The organism is Pseudomonas sp. LBUM1679 (assembly GCF_059695565.1).
On record NZ_CP166774.1, the window covers coordinates 4,188,982 to 4,202,467 of the forward strand.

General features: G+C 61.5%; 14 protein-coding genes. 6 read left to right on the forward strand and 8 right to left on the reverse strand.

The genetic code is table 11. The features are described from left to right. Nucleotides 1–19: 19 nt before the first annotated feature. Nucleotides 20–724, forward strand: a complete 705-nt coding sequence (locus ACA062_RS18970) for an SOS response-associated peptidase family protein (RefSeq protein ID WP_497452477.1) — start codon at nt 20–22, stop codon at nt 722–724. A gap of 83 nt (nt 725–807) precedes the next feature. On the opposite strand, the gene ACA062_RS18975 is transcribed toward ACA062_RS18970, so the two are convergent. The 5 genes from ACA062_RS18975 to ACA062_RS18995 form a co-directional block, all read right to left on the reverse strand. Beyond that, nucleotides 808–1,590 (reverse strand): ABC transporter substrate-binding protein, encoded by a 783-nt coding sequence (locus ACA062_RS18975; protein ID WP_497452478.1) that lies wholly within the window; start codon nt 1,588–1,590, stop codon nt 808–810. Nucleotides 1,591–1,737: 147 nt separating this feature from the next. Beyond that, the gene (locus ACA062_RS18980) at nt 1,738–2,103 is read right to left on the reverse strand and encodes a RidA family protein (protein WP_497452479.1); all 366 of its coding nucleotides are present in this window, start codon (nt 2,101–2,103) and stop codon (nt 1,738–1,740) included. Further along, nucleotides 2,100–3,500, reverse strand: a complete 1,401-nt coding sequence (locus ACA062_RS18985) for an FAD-dependent oxidoreductase (protein WP_497452480.1) — start codon at nt 3,498–3,500, stop codon at nt 2,100–2,102. Before ACA062_RS18985 ends, ACA062_RS18980 begins: the two co-directional genes overlap by 4 nt. Then, complete coding sequence (locus ACA062_RS18990) at nt 3,493–3,831, reverse strand: (2Fe-2S)-binding protein (protein ID WP_497452481.1); 339 nt, start codon at nt 3,829–3,831, stop codon at nt 3,493–3,495. The genes ACA062_RS18985 and ACA062_RS18990 overlap by 8 nt, the downstream gene beginning before the upstream one ends. Next, nucleotides 3,821–4,945 carry an NAD(P)/FAD-dependent oxidoreductase gene (locus ACA062_RS18995; RefSeq protein WP_497452482.1) on the reverse strand — a complete coding sequence of 375 codons (1,125 nt, stop codon included), beginning with the start codon at nt 4,943–4,945 and terminating at the stop codon, nt 3,821–3,823. The genes ACA062_RS18990 and ACA062_RS18995 overlap by 11 nt, the downstream gene beginning before the upstream one ends. Before the next feature lie 168 nt (nt 4,946–5,113). Here ACA062_RS18995 and ACA062_RS19000 point away from each other — a divergent pair, with 168 nt between their 5' ends. The 3 genes from ACA062_RS19000 to ACA062_RS19010 all read left to right on the forward strand — a co-directional run bounded on the left by ACA062_RS19000 (nt 5,114) and on the right by ACA062_RS19010 (nt 7,536). Next, the gene (locus ACA062_RS19000) at nt 5,114–6,019 is read left to right on the forward strand and encodes a LysR substrate-binding domain-containing protein (RefSeq protein ID WP_497452483.1); all 906 of its coding nucleotides are present in this window, start codon (nt 5,114–5,116) and stop codon (nt 6,017–6,019) included. 431 nt (nt 6,020–6,450) lie between these two features. Next, nucleotides 6,451–6,651: a hypothetical protein gene (locus ACA062_RS19005; protein ID WP_497452484.1), complete on the forward strand. Its 201-nt coding sequence runs from the start codon at nt 6,451–6,453 to the stop codon at nt 6,649–6,651. 144 nt (nt 6,652–6,795) lie between these two features. Then, the gene (locus tag ACA062_RS19010; RefSeq protein ID WP_497452485.1) at nt 6,796–7,536 is read left to right on the forward strand and encodes a metallophosphoesterase; all 741 of its coding nucleotides are present in this window, start codon (nt 6,796–6,798) and stop codon (nt 7,534–7,536) included. A gap of 88 nt (nt 7,537–7,624) precedes the next feature. On the opposite strand, the gene ACA062_RS19015 is transcribed toward ACA062_RS19010, so the two are convergent. The 3 genes from ACA062_RS19015 to ACA062_RS19025 form a co-directional block, all read right to left on the reverse strand. Next, nucleotides 7,625–8,281, reverse strand: coding sequence for a S1 family serine peptidase (locus ACA062_RS19015; RefSeq protein WP_497452486.1), 657 nt, complete (start codon nt 8,279–8,281; stop codon nt 7,625–7,627). Between the two features lie 368 nt (nt 8,282–8,649). Further along, a complete protein-coding gene (locus tag ACA062_RS19020; RefSeq protein ID WP_497452487.1) occupies nt 8,650–8,847 on the reverse strand; it encodes a YbdD/YjiX family protein in 198 nt (65 codons plus the stop codon). A 14-nt stretch (nt 8,848–8,861) separates the two neighbouring features. Continuing rightward, nucleotides 8,862–10,919 carry a carbon starvation CstA family protein gene (locus ACA062_RS19025; protein ID WP_497452488.1) on the reverse strand — a complete coding sequence of 686 codons (2,058 nt, stop codon included), beginning with the start codon at nt 10,917–10,919 and terminating at the stop codon, nt 8,862–8,864. A gap of 490 nt (nt 10,920–11,409) precedes the next feature. Between ACA062_RS19025 and ACA062_RS19030 the strand changes: the two genes are divergently transcribed. Together ACA062_RS19030 and ACA062_RS19035 are read left to right on the forward strand one after the other, a co-directional pair. Next, complete coding sequence (locus ACA062_RS19030; protein WP_497452489.1) at nt 11,410–12,777, forward strand: cache domain-containing protein; 1,368 nt, start codon at nt 11,410–11,412, stop codon at nt 12,775–12,777. 31 nt (nt 12,778–12,808) lie between these two features. Then, nucleotides 12,809–13,441 carry a response regulator gene (locus ACA062_RS19035; protein ID WP_497452490.1) on the forward strand — a complete coding sequence of 211 codons (633 nt, stop codon included), beginning with the start codon at nt 12,809–12,811 and terminating at the stop codon, nt 13,439–13,441. Nucleotides 13,442–13,486: the final 45 nt, after the last annotated feature.

The following is a 13,486-nucleotide window of genomic DNA, read 5'->3' on the forward strand; positions in this document are numbered from 1 at the left end:
CACAGCCGGAGAACACACCATGTGCGGACGCCTTTCCCAGTATCGGGGCATTCACGATTTCGTCGCGGCGCTCGCCATTCCAAACGCCCTGATCAACTATGCCGGCGACCAGCCGATGGCGCGCTATAACGCCGCGCCGACCACACAGCTCGCGCTGTTTCATCAGGAAGGCCAGTTTTTGCGCGCCGATCTGGTGCGCTGGGGCTGGCGCCCGCACTGGGCCAAGGACGGCGCCGCGCCGATCAACGCCCGGGTCGAGAAAGTCGCCCATGGCCCGTTCTTCAAGACGATCTGGCCACGCCGGGCGATCATTGCCATCGACAACTGGTTTGAATGGGTCGATGAAGGCGGACCAAAGAAGCAGCCTTACCTGATCCGTCACTGTGACCGAACGCCGATCCTCTGCGCCGCAATCGGCCAGTACCCCAACGCCGAGCACGAGCCGGGCGAACACGACGGCTTCGTCATCATCACCGCCGACAGCGTCGGCGGCATGGTGGACATCCATGACCGGCGACCAGTGACGTTGTCGCCGGAACTGGCCCGGGAATGGCTGGAGCCCACGACGCCCATGGAGCGCGCCGAGCAGATGGCGCTGTTTCAGGGTGAACCGACCGAGGCTTTCGAGTGGTTCAGGGTTGACCGCGCGATTGGCAACGTTCGCAACCAGAGCGCCCAGGTGATCGACCCTATGGACGAGATCGAGGGTGATGGCTGTACATGACGCGCCCTGGTTTGCAGCTCGACTCTGCGCGACTAAAACAACGGCCGCACGCCCAGGCATGCGTGCCGTAACGACCTCGTTGCTTACTCGCCGTAAATATCGAAATCGAAATACTTCTGGCGAATGGTGTCGTAGGTGCCGTTGGCCCGAATCGTCGCCAGTGCCTGGTTGAATCGACCTGCCAGCGGATCGTTCTTGCGCACGGCGATGCCAATACCGGTACCGAAGAACTGCTCTTCGGTGAAACTCGGGCCGACAAACTCGAAGTCCTGCCCTTCCGGCCGCTTCAACAGGCTTTCATCGATCACCACCGAACTGGCCATGGTGGCGTCGAGGCGTCCGCCGAGCAGGTCGAGAAAGATTTCATTCTGCGAGCCGTAGCGCACCACTTCGGCACCGGCCGGGGCAAATTTTTCGGTGACGTAGCGATCGAAGTTGGTCGCGCGCTGCACCCCGATCCGCTTGCCTTTGAGCTGGGCCGGAATCTCGCTGATGCCGCTGCCCTTCTTGAACACCAGGCGCGCCGGAATGCGGTAATAGCGATTGCTGAAGTCGACCGATTTCAGCCGTTCAGGGGTCATGGACATCGAAGAAATCACCGCGTCGACTTTCTTCACCTTGAGCGCGGGAATCAGCCCGTCGAACTCCTGCTCCTGCCACACGCACTGGACTTTCATCTCGGCGCACAGGGCCTGGCCGATGTCGTAGTCGAAGCCGACGATGGCGTTATCCGGCGTTTTCGAAGCGAACGGCGGGTAAGCCGCTTCGATGCCCAGGCGCAGCGGTTGCTCCGCCGCGTGCAGGTGGGCGCCGAACGCCAGCAGCGAGACCAGGCCAACCTTCAATAGCGTGTTTTTTACGTTCATTCATGGCTCCAGATGCGATGTTGTTTATGTCGGGCGCTCCGCAAAGGAAGGCGACCGTTATGGCAGCGGCAATGTGAACAGGGAGATGACGGCTCTGTCGGCCGCCTGCTCCGTCGTTGCGCCAGGCTGCACCCGGCGCGACGGGTACTACGCAGACGCCTCGACGGCGGCGGTGACGATCAACTCCAACAGGATCTGCGGATCATCGAACATCACTTGCGCGGTGGCTCGTGCCGGCGTCTGCCCGGCATCGACCCAGGCGCTCCAGGTTTCATTCATGCCGGCGAAATCGGCCGCCATGTCTTTCATCCAGATCTGCACGCTGAGCAGTCGGCTTTTGTCGCTGCCGGAGATTTCCAGCAGTTCGTCGAGCCGTTGCAGCACCTGGCGCGTCTGGCCTCGGATGTCCTGGCTGCAATCGGCGGCGACGATGCCGCTGAGCCAGGCCACGCCGTTATGCACGACGCTGCGGCTCAGGCGTGGATTGCTTTCGATGCGTTGAATAAGGCTCATACAGGCTCCTGGGTGAGAGGTGTCTCAGTGGATAATTGGGCAAGGGTGATGGGTTTGAGTGGCGATCGAATACGGTAATACCCGACCTCGGCGGCGGGGACGTTGCGCTGTTCGGCAATGATTTCGGTGACGCTCAAGCCACACAGGCGCCCCTGGCAGGGCCCCATGCCGCAGCGGCCGAACGCCTTCGCCTGATTGGGCCCCAGGCAACCGAGGGCGACGTGTTGGCGAATCGCGCCGGCGCTGACTTCTTCGCAGCGACAGACGATTACCTCGTCGGCGGGAATGCGGTTTTGCTGTTGCGGGCGGTATAACGCATCGATCAGTGGCCGCGCGGCACGCTGGCGCATCAAGGCCTTGCGGTAAGGCGCGGCGAGTTGCTGCAACTGTTGCGCGTCAATCTTTGCCGAGCTGGCAGCAATCGCCAGCCCGGCCAGCCGGCCTTCGAGCAGCGCCACCTGCGCACCGCCGATGGCGCCACCGTCACCGGCGATAAAAATGCCCGGCAGACTGGTTTCACCCTGGCTGTCGCGACGCGCGATCCAGCACAATTGCTGTTCGCTCCAGTCATGTTCGAGGCGCAGCGACCAACTGATCTGGGTGTTGGGTACCACGCCCTGATGCAGCAGAATCAGCGAGGCTGGAAGGGTCCAGCGCCGACCGCCACTGTCGAAACTCAGGGCGCTGGCCTGCGCCGTGCCTTCGATCTGCAGATCCCGGGCCTCCCGGAAATGCCTGACCCCGGCGCGTTTCAATTCGATGAGCAATTGCCCGCCCTTGAGCAGGTCACGCCAGCCGCGCAAGGCGCCCGGGACGTTGCGCCAGGCACGCAGCAGATCGCCCCGGCCGCTGGTGTCCACCAACGCTTCGATGGCGATGCCCGCCCGCAGGTATTGCACCGCCAGCAGGTACAACAAGGGTCCGCAGCCGGCCAGCACCACCGGCCCTTGCGGCACCAGCGCGGCACTTTTGAGCAGGATCTGCCCGGCGCCGGCGGTCATGACGCCCGGCAAGGTCCAGCCCGGAATGGGCATGGGCCGTTCGAACGCACCAGTGGCGATCAATACATGACGCCCTTGCAGGATCTCGGCGCGGCCATCGATCAGGTAATGCACCTGACGCTGGGGCGTCACTTGCCAGATGGCAGCGTTGGCCAGGTAACGGGCCCCGCACCGCAGGAACTTCGCGACCAGCTCCGCACCCGTCCCATAGTCATCGCCCAATACGCGGCGGCTGCGCGCATCGGCCTGCTGGATATTGCGATAGATTTGCCCACCGGGGCTGCCTTGCTCATCCAGCACCGCCACCGACAGGCCGTGGCGCGTGGCCTCAATGGCAGCGCTCATGCCCGCCGGACCGGCGCCGATCACAATCAGGTCTACTGTGTGCTTATTCATCAGCGCCCTCCTCGTCATGGCCAGGATCCAGAAAATCCCTGGCCCCACACTGGCGCAGAACACGCATGCCCGCGCGAACCGGCAGCAGGCACGCCTGACAATTGGCCTGCCCGTCCACCTCGACCAGACACTCGAAGCACACGCCCATCATGCAAAAGGGCGCACCGGGTCTGCCGCTGACTGCGCTGTCGCGGGTGTGAGTGACTCCGCTGAGCAGCAAGGCCGCGGCCAGGGAAATTCCTGCGGGCACCGATAACAACGCGCCTTCGAATTCGATCTGCACGGTTTTTTCCGCAGGATCCAACGCCCGAAACAAGCTGTCAGCCGGCATGGCGCACCTCGGGTTTGCGACTGAAGCGTTGCAGACTGAAAGGCGCCACGGCCGGCTCGTCATAGTCACCGGCAATCCACGGCGCCAGGCGCAAGGCATGGATCGCCGCCAGGGTCACGCCGCTGTGGCAACTGACTACCACTGCCCCCGGGCAGACCTGCGAAGCTTCGTAGATGGGAAAGCCGTCGGCGCTCAGCACCCGCAGCGCACCCCAAGCCCGAACCAGGCGGACCTGCCCCAACCGGGGAAAGCACTGCACGGCGCGCCGGGCGATGCTGGCCATCACTTCGCTGCTGGTACTGTCGTCGAAACCCGCCGACTCATGGGAATCGCCCAGCTGCACCGTGCCTTCGTCGGTCTGGCGCACGTAGGTGGTGGGGTAATGCAAAAAGGGTTTGAGACGCTCGGTCACCAGAATCTGCCCACGATTGGGGCTCACGGGCACGTCCATGCCCAACTGCGCGCCCAGTTCGCGATTGCCGAGCCCGGCGGCCAGCACCAGCTGCCCGGCGTACCAGCGCTGTTCACCGGTATCCAGTTCGAAGCCCGGGCCGTGCTGGCCAATGGCGCGGACCCGCTGGCCATTGAGGATCCTGACCCCGCGCGACTGGCAGGCGGCGTACAGCGAACGCAACAATTTCAACGGATTGACCTGACCGTCCATGGGCGAGTAACAGCCGCCCACTACCGACGGCCCCACCCCCGGCAAACGGGCACGCAGTTGCGCCGAATCCAGCAGTTCGAACGGATAATCACCGTGCATGGCCTCGCGCAACCAGTGCAATCGACGGCTTTCCTCGGCCATCTCTTGCTCACTCAAACACAGCTGGAATCCGCCGGGCTGACGCAGATGGAGGTCGATGCCGCTGTCGGCCTGCAACGCGGCGGCGAACCGTGGCCACAGCGCCACCGAATCCCGAGTCCATTGCGCATAGGGACTCATCTTGTAGCCCTTGCCCTGGACCCACAGCAGGCCGAAGTTGCCACGCGCCGCCCGATAGGCGTCATCGCCCTCGTCCAGGACGCTGACCTGGCGACCGAGCAGGGCCAGGCCATAGGCAATGGACAGCCCGACCAAACCACCCCCTACGATCATCACATCAGTTTTTTGCATGAGTTGCACTGCCGCTCTTTCAACGCCGCGCAATCACCTGCGGCGCAGGCATTACGCCTGAATGATCTTGATGCAGAGGATCCTAGAGCGCTGTCAGTGAGTTGAAAAATGCTTTATTTTGCCAAGGTCATGTCTTTTTGTTATGGATATTAGCCAAGGATACCCGCCATGAATCTTCGTCAGCTGGAGGCCTTTCGCGCGGTCATCCTGGGCCAGACCGTCACCCGTGCCGCCGAGATGCTGCACATCTCGCAACCGGCAGCGACGCGACTGATTGCCAGCCTTGAGGAGGACATCGGTTTCAGTTTGTTCGACCGGATCAAGGGCCGGCTGCAACCGACCGCCGAAGCCATGACGCTGTATCAGGAAGTGCAACGCTCGTTGCTCGGGGTCGAACGCATTGCCCGGACGGCACAGGACATCCGCAGCCTCAAACGCGGTTCACTGCACATTGCCAGCGCCCCGGCCATGGGGCTTTCATTCCTGCCGCGAGCCATCGCCGCGTTCATGGCCGAGCATGAGCACGTGCAGATTTCGCTGGTGGTGCATTCCTCACGCGAGGTCGTGGACCTGGTGGTCGGCCAGCGCTGCGACCTGGGCATCATCGTCCTGCCCAATACCTACCCCAGCCCGCGCGCCGAAAAACTCCTGGCCACCCGCATGCTCTGCGCACTGCCGGCGAACCATCGCTTGCAGGACAAGGCCACGATCCATCCCGAGGACCTGCAAGGCGAGGCGTTCATTTCCTACCCGCAATCCATCGGCTCGCGCCAACACATTGACTCGATATTTGCCGCGTATGGGGTCGAGCGCGAACTGCGCCTGGAAACCCAACTGTCGCTGCCCATGTGCACCTTTGTCGAACAAGGGCTGGGGGTGGCGCTGGTCGACGCCATCAGCGCGGTCGAATACCGCGGCAATGGCGTGGTGTTCAGGGCGTTCGAGCCGGCGATTGAAATGGATTTCAGCCTGCTGTTGCCGGTGCAGGGGCCGACGTCGAAACTGCAGACCCGCTTTTTCGAACACATGCAGCACTTCATCGCCCATCAGGTTCCGGCCGAGTATCGGTTCTGAAAAGCACCGGCTAAACACAAAATCCGCGTACGCCAATGACCCTGTAGAAGCTGGCTTGCCAGCGAAGGCGCCCTCAAGCCATGCAGCGCTCATGCAGACGCCTTCGCCAGCAAGCCGGCTCCTACAGGGGATTGGCGTTGACCACAATCCATCTGTACGCAGGTGATCCCTGTAGGAGCTGGCTTGTCGGATCGCCGCACTGAAGCGAAGGCGCCCTGACAGTCACCGCCAAAACCACCCGCTTTGTAACGCAAAACCACCATTCGTCGCCTATGCTAAGGGTAGCGTCAATTACCCAACCCTCTCTGGCTCAAGGATTGCAAAGGCCGGTCGTAGCAGCTCCAGATCGACGTAATTCTGACGCGGCAGCACTCAAATCAATGTTCAAGGACGCCAGCGATACGCTTGGTCAGTCACCCGGGGGATGTAACATGTCAACTCTCAATGAAATCGCCGCGAATCACGCAAGAATGGCTAAAATACTGGCTGGAGAGTCGACCGAAGTGTGCGAGCGACAGCCCCAGGTGGTGGGCGGTTTTGAAGTCTCATCCATCGATGAACAGCAACACATCCCCCTGCACCTCATCGCTGGCAAGCAGGACAATAATCTCGGACAAGTTACCGGCTTCTGACTTCGCTCGATCGGTGTCGGTTAATGTGATGGCTTGATGTTCGCCAGCCAGACCGGCACCGACATCCTGCCTGTCACCCACCACTTCCTGGCCTAAACTCAACGGACTACCAGCCCGCCAATGTGTGGTGGGCAAGGCATTCCCATGTTCGAAACCCGAGAAGTGCAGCGCTTCGCCGCCAATCCTGTCGGTCGCGACCTGGCCGTGGGTGACATTCACGGCCACTTCGCCCGGCTGCAGGTTGCACTGGAGGCTGCCGGATTCAATCCCTCCATCGACCGCCTGTTCAGCGTGGGCGATCTGGTCGACCGCGGGCCGCAAACACTGGACGTCGATCAATGGCTGCTGCGCAAGCCCTGGTTTCATGCAGTGCGGGGCAACCACGAGCAGATGACCATCGATTCCCACGCCGCCGGCCGCACCAGCGCTGAACGCGGCCTGCACTTTGCCAATGGCGGCGCCTGGTTCTACGGCCTGTCGGGCGGCGAGCAGGCCTATTACGCGGGCATCCTCGCTGATTTGCCGTTGGTGATGGAGGTCGAGACGGCGCAAGGCCTGATCGGCATCGTGCACGCGGATGTGCCACGGGGCAGCTGGCAAGCCATGACTGACGCGCTGTCCGCCTCAGCGATCGAGGCCGAACAGATCGCCACGACCCTGCAGTGGTCACGCCGGCGCATCACCGACAGCGACCCCGGCGGCGTGTCGGGGGTGCTCGCTGTGGTGGTAGGTCATACACCCCTGCCCCAGCCGGTCATCCTGGGCAATGTCTACCACATCGACACTGGCGGCTGGCTGCCGGAACGCGGCCACTTCACCCTGCTGAACCTGCAAACGCTCGAATTCATCCCCGCGACACGGCCAGGCCTCAGCCGGCACTGGTAACAGCCCCGACGGGCAAGTAGCGGCAAATGCCTGCGGCACCCCTCCGTTGGGCACCGCCATGCACCCTTCCAACCCCGCAAAAAAGCCCCTACTTCGTGACATATTTCGTGCCGTTCGGATCCTCGAGCTTCGCCTGCAACAACCCCCACTCGCGCAGAACGATCGAGTAAGGCACAAAGATACTCATCCTCTCGGCGGTATTGACCCCGGGGTGGGCGCTAACATCGTTCAATGTAGTGGAATAGAAACCGATATTGATGCCGACCACACTGCCGTCGCTGGCGACGACCGGCCCACCCGACATGCCCTTGATCAACGGGGCATCATGGATACCGTACAGATCGCCACTGTGTTCATCGGTATTGATGAAAGGCGTTGGATACACCTTGCCCTTGCCGGTGGTGGTGATCAGATAAGGGCTGCCCCCCACGGCCGTGATGCGCTCGCCCACACGCGGCGCGCGCCAGGACGGGAAGCGGCCATTAGCCTTGTGCTGGAAGAACACCAGGTCGCAACCTGTGCTGCAGCTGTACTTCACGTTTGGGATCAACGGCGTATGGCGGGCGGTGACGGCGTAGTCCTCGTTCCATTGCACCGCCGAAGCCATATACACATACGCCAAAGGAAAACCGGAGAAGACTAGAAAATATGAATCGTTAACAGCGCCCGAAAAATCGGGTTTAACGATGCCGTTGCATCCTGCAGTAAGAGCTCCCATTAGCAAGCACGCCATGATCTTGATCATGATGTATCACCGACTTTTAGGGGGAGGATATGACTGTCTTTTTTTGTTTGTCAGTTTTCTGCCGCTTTCTTGCTCACTGGCCCACAGCGCCGCTTAGCGATTGATTTGCCTGATCTAGTTGTTATTTATGGCTGACGCTTGGATGACACGCTCAACTGTTTTGCACTAAGGCCAATCGCTTTTAGATGCAACCGGACAGCACAAATCCCTGGCGTCAACAAGCTGTCGATAATGAGGAGGGAAATAGAGCGGCTATATGTTTGGTTCCGAACTTGCTTTATCGCGCGCAAACGACAAACGCCGCTCGAATGAGCGGCGTTTTCGTTTTTGCTAGTTGAAACAAGTTCAATAAAGAACGCTGGCAACCATCAACAACACTTCGGACCGCTCTTGCTGCCGTAACGGGCTTCCTGACGTTCACGGAAGAACATCTCGTAGCTCATCACCGGTTTGTCCGGGTGTTTGTTCTGCATATGCTCCACGTAGTTGTCATAGTCGGGCATGCCGACCATCAGACGCGCGGCCTGACCGAGGTATTTACCCAGGCGACTCAGGTCATTGAACATGCTGCACTCCTCGATCAAGCATCCGGCAGGGCCTGGAACGGTGCTTCTTTATCCGTACGTTCCTTGGTGCCCCAGGCGGCAATGCCGACCTTGAGTGCAAAGAACAGGATGCTGAACACCACCAACAGGAACAGCGCCGTCAGCGTGGCGTTGGTGTAGGCGTTGTAGATCACGTGCTGCATCTGGTCGATGTTCTTGGCCGGTGCCAGCACCTGACCGTTGGCCAGGGCATCGCTGTATTTCTTCGCCAGCGCGAGGAAACCGATCGCCGGGTTGGCGTCGAACAGCTTGATGAAACCGGCAGTGGTGGTGCAGATCAGCAGCCAGACCGCAGGCAGCATGGTGACCCACACGTAGCGTTGACGCTTCATTTTGATCAGCACCACGGTCGCCAGCATCAGCGCGATCCCGGCCAGCATCTGGTTGGAGATACCGAACAGCGGCCACAAGGTGTTGATGCCGCCCAGCGGATCGATCACCCCCTGGTACAGCAGATAACCCCACATGGCCACGCAACCGGCGGTGGCGATCAGGTTGGCGGTCCAGGACTCGGTGCGTTTCAGCGCCGGCACGAAGGAGCCGAGCAAGTCCTGGAGCATGAAGCGTCCGGCACGGGTACCGGCGTCTACCGCGGTGAGGATGAACAACGCTTCGAACAGGATCGCGAAGTGGTACCAGAACGCCATGGTGTTTTCACCCGGCAGGACACTGTGCAGGATCTGCGCGATACCGACCGCCAGGGTCGGCGCACCGCCGGCACGGGCCAGGATGGTGGTTTCACCGATGTCCTTGGCCACCGCTTGCAGCGCTTCCGGGGTAATTGCAAAACCCCAGCTGCTGACGGTCTGCGCCACCGTCACAGCATCGGAGCCGACAATCGCCGCCGGGCTGTTCATGGCGAAGTACACGCCTGGCTCGATCACCGAAGCAGCCACCATCGCCATGATGGCGACGAAGGATTCCATCAACATGCCGCCGTACCCGATGTAACGGGCATGGCCTTCGCTGGCCAGCAACTTGGGCGTGGTGCCCGAAGCGATCAGCGCATGGAAACCCGAGACCGCGCCGCAGGCGATGGTGATGAACAGGAACGGGAACAGACCGCCCTTCCACACCGGCCCGGTGCCGTCGATGAACTGGGTCAATGCCGGCATTTTCAGCTCGGGCATGGTGACCAGGATGCCGATCGCCAAGGCGACAATGGTGCCGATTTTCAAGAAGGTCGACAGGTAGTCACGGGGTGCGAGGATCAGCCACACCGGCAGTACCGCAGCGACAAACCCGTAGCCGATCAACATCCAGGTGATCTGGATCCCCGTGAAGCTGAACGCCTTGGCCCAGACCGGGTCAGCGGCAATCTGCCCACCGAGCCAGATCGAACCGAGCAGCAGCGCCACACCGATCACCGAGATTTCACCGATACGGCCCGGGCGGATGTAGCGCATGTAGATGCCCATGAACATCGCGATCGGGATGGTCGCCATCACCGTGAACATGCCCCATGGGCTTTCAGCCAGGGCCTTGACCACGATCAGCGCCAGCACCGCGAGGATGATGATCATGATCAGGAAGCAGCCAAACAAGGCGATGGTGCCGGGGATACGGCCCATTTCTTCACGGACCATGTCGCCCAGGGAACGGCCGTTGCGGCGGGTGGACATGAACAGGACCATGAAGTCCTGGACCGCACCGGCCAGCACCACGCCGGCGATCAGCCACAGCGTACCGGGCAGATAACCCATCTGCGCCGCCAGGACCGGACCGACCAGGGGCCCCGCGCCGGCAATCGCCGCGAAGTGGTGACCGAAGAGCACGTGTTTGTTGGTGGGAACGAAGTCCAGGCCGTCATTGTTGAGCACGGCGGGTGTAGCGCGATTGGGATCGAGCTGCATCACTTTATTGGCGATGAACAGGCTGTAGTAGCGGTATGCAACGAGGTAGATGGCGACTGCAGCGACTACGATCCAGAGGGCGTTGATGGCTTCGCCGCGGCGCAGGGCCACGACACTCAGCGCGAACGCTCCCAGGACAGCCACGGCAAACCAGGCGAGGTGTTTAGCCAGACGGGGCATAGGGGTCTCCTGCCGACAGCCAGTGGACTGCGGCGGTAATTTTTATAATTGTGTCCGCTGAGCGGAGCTGGCCCAATATCCGCGCATGCCGTCCACAAATAAATCCGCGTTACTACGTACGAGCCCTCTACGTAGTTCTACGTAGACGCCCCCGACCCGTCGATTGAAACACAATCCCCTGTAGGAGCTGGCTTGCCAGCGAAGGCGGCGGCACATTCAATATCAATGGCGACTGACACACCGCTTTCGCTGGCAAGCCAGCTCCTACAGGGGCGCAACAGCAGGTCATTCCGTCCACCACCGCTACTGGACCCGCACTCCTTGGCATATGATGCCCGCCCAGGAACTGTAGGAGCGAGCTCGCTCGCGATGGACTTCAGAACACCGCGTATACCCGGTAAACACGCGTTTTCGTTGACGACCATCGCGAGCAAGCTCGCTCCTACAGTATTAGCGTCATCGCCCGCCTTCGGCCCGGTCAGGAGCCCAGATGCAGCTCAAACACAAAATTGTCGCGCTCGGCATCCTGCCGCTGGTACTGGCGATCGCCGTCATCTGCGCCCTGGTCATCTCCCTGAACCGCCAACTGGGCGATCAACAAGCGCAACTGATCGAAGACAGCATCCTGGCCAGCAAGCGCGCCGAACTGAAAAACTACGTCGAAATGGCGCAGAGCCTGATCGCCCCGCTGTACGACGATGGCCATGGTGACGCCCAGGCCCAGCAACAAGTGCTGGAAGAACTGCGCAAGCTCAGCTTCGGCGTCAACGGCTATTTCTTCGTCTACGACCGCGAGGGTCGCAGCCTGATGCACGCGCGGCAGTCGGATCTGGTCGGCAAAGACTTGTGGGACATGAAAGACCCCCACGGCCTGCCGGTGATCCAGGCGTTGCTCAACAGTGCGCAATCGGGCGAAGGCTTCCAGCGCTATGCCTGGAACAAACCCTCCTCCGGCCAGGTCACCGACAAGCTCGCCTACGTGGTGATGCTGGATCGCTGGGGCTGGATGCTCGGCACCGGCATCTACCTGGAAGACGTCGAACGCGCCACCCAGCAAGCCCGTGACGAAGTGGCCATGGGTATCCGCAAGACCATGTTGGCGATTGCCGCCGTGGCGCTGGTGGCGGTGCTGTTGGTGTTCGCCAGCGGCATGACCCTCAACGTCAGCGAACACCGGCTGGCCGACAAAAAACTGCAGCGCCTGACCCAACGCATCGTCAGCCTGCAGGAAGAAGAGCGATCCCGGGTGTCCCGTGAGCTGCACGACGGCATCAGCCAGGTCCTGGTCTCCATCAAGTTCCAGTTCGAACTGGCCAGCCATGTGCTCGAGAATGGCCAGGGACAAGACAAGGGCCTGGGCATCCTCAGAGAAGCCACCCGACGCCTGGGAGACGCGATTGGCGAAGTTCGCAGCCTGTCCCACGACCTGCGCTCATCCTTGCTCGATACCCTGGGCCTGCCGGCGGCGATCGGCCAGCTCGCCGCCGAATTCGAGCAGCGCAGCGGCCTGGTGGTCACCTACGACGACAACGAATTCGCCTGCGACCTGGTCGACGGCGCCGCAGTCTCGCTGTTTCGCATCGTCCAGGAAGGCCTGACCAACATCGAACGCCACGCCCGGGCCCGCAACGTTTCCATTACCCTGCACGGCGCTGAAGACGGTGTGCGCCTGACGGTGGTCGATGACGGTATCGGCTTCAACGTCGCCCAGGTCGAACGTCGCCACGCCGGCATCGGCCTGCGTAATATCCGCGAACGTGTCGAACATTTCGGTGGCCAGTTCGCCCTGACCTCGATGCCGGGAAGAAGTGAACTGGACGTCCTGCTGCCGATGAAAATGCCCGGCACCAAACGCTGAGTCGTGCCCACAACAAGAGTGAATGCCTGCAATGAACCTGCCCTACCCGATCCGCGTCGCCCTGGTCGACGATCACTCCCTGGTCCGCGACGGAATCAAAGCGCTGCTGGCGGTGATGGCGCCCCTGGAAGTGGTGGGCGAAGCCGAGAACGGCGCGGACGCGATCGAGATGGTCGGCCGCTGCCAGCCGGACCTGTTGCTGGTCGACATCAGCCTCAAGGACATGAACGGACTGGAGCTAACCCGGGTGCTGCGCAGCCAGTACCCGGCGCTCAAGGTGCTGGTGCTGAGCATGTACGACAATAACGAATACGTGAGCGAGTCCGTGCGCGCCGGGGCCAGCGGCTACGTGCTGAAGAACTCGCCGTCCCGGGAAATCATCGCGGCAATCGAAGCCATCGCCAGCGGCGGCACCTTCTACAGCGCCGAAATCGCCCAGCGGCTGATCGCCGACAAAAGCGCCGACAACGAACTGACGCCCCGCGAGAGCCAGGTGTTGTACAAAATGGTCCAAGGGCTGAACAACAAGGAAATGGCCCGGGAACTGGATATCAGTGTGCGCACGGTGGAAACCCATCGCCTAAGCATCCGCCGCAAACTCAACATCGATAAACCAGCGGCGCTGGTCAAGTACGCGATCGATCATGGGATCATTTCGCGTTAAACCTGGCGACTAGTCCATCCCCCGTTGGAACGACCTTGCCCGGGA

Excerpts from the sequence above, each read along its gene's own strand:
- ACA062_RS18970 (WP_497452477.1), top strand. The coding sequence starts at position 20 with ATGTGCGGACGCCTTTCCCAGTATCGGGGCATTCACGATTTCGTCGCG.
- ACA062_RS18975 (WP_497452478.1), bottom strand. The coding sequence starts at position 1,590 with ATGAACGTAAAAAACACGCTATTGAAGGTTGGCCTGGTCTCGCTGCTG.
- ACA062_RS18980 (WP_497452479.1), bottom strand. The coding sequence starts at position 2,103 with ATGAGCCTTATTCAACGCATCGAAAGCAATCCACGCCTGAGCCGCAGC.
- ACA062_RS18985 (WP_497452480.1), bottom strand. The coding sequence starts at position 3,500 with ATGAATAAGCACACAGTAGACCTGATTGTGATCGGCGCCGGTCCGGCG.
- ACA062_RS18990 (WP_497452481.1), bottom strand. The coding sequence starts at position 3,831 with ATGCCGGCTGACAGCTTGTTTCGGGCGTTGGATCCTGCGGAAAAAACC.
- ACA062_RS18995 (WP_497452482.1), bottom strand. The coding sequence starts at position 4,945 with ATGCAAAAAACTGATGTGATGATCGTAGGGGGTGGTTTGGTCGGGCTG.
- ACA062_RS19000 (WP_497452483.1), top strand. The coding sequence starts at position 5,114 with ATGAATCTTCGTCAGCTGGAGGCCTTTCGCGCGGTCATCCTGGGCCAG.
- ACA062_RS19005 (WP_497452484.1), top strand. The coding sequence starts at position 6,451 with ATGTCAACTCTCAATGAAATCGCCGCGAATCACGCAAGAATGGCTAAA.
- ACA062_RS19010 (WP_497452485.1), top strand. The coding sequence starts at position 6,796 with ATGTTCGAAACCCGAGAAGTGCAGCGCTTCGCCGCCAATCCTGTCGGT.
- ACA062_RS19015 (WP_497452486.1), bottom strand. The coding sequence starts at position 8,281 with ATGATCAAGATCATGGCGTGCTTGCTAATGGGAGCTCTTACTGCAGGA.
- ACA062_RS19020 (WP_497452487.1), bottom strand. The coding sequence starts at position 8,847 with ATGTTCAATGACCTGAGTCGCCTGGGTAAATACCTCGGTCAGGCCGCG.
- ACA062_RS19025 (WP_497452488.1), bottom strand. The coding sequence starts at position 10,919 with ATGCCCCGTCTGGCTAAACACCTCGCCTGGTTTGCCGTGGCTGTCCTG.
- ACA062_RS19030 (WP_497452489.1), top strand. The coding sequence starts at position 11,410 with ATGCAGCTCAAACACAAAATTGTCGCGCTCGGCATCCTGCCGCTGGTA.
- ACA062_RS19035 (WP_497452490.1), top strand. The coding sequence starts at position 12,809 with ATGAACCTGCCCTACCCGATCCGCGTCGCCCTGGTCGACGATCACTCC.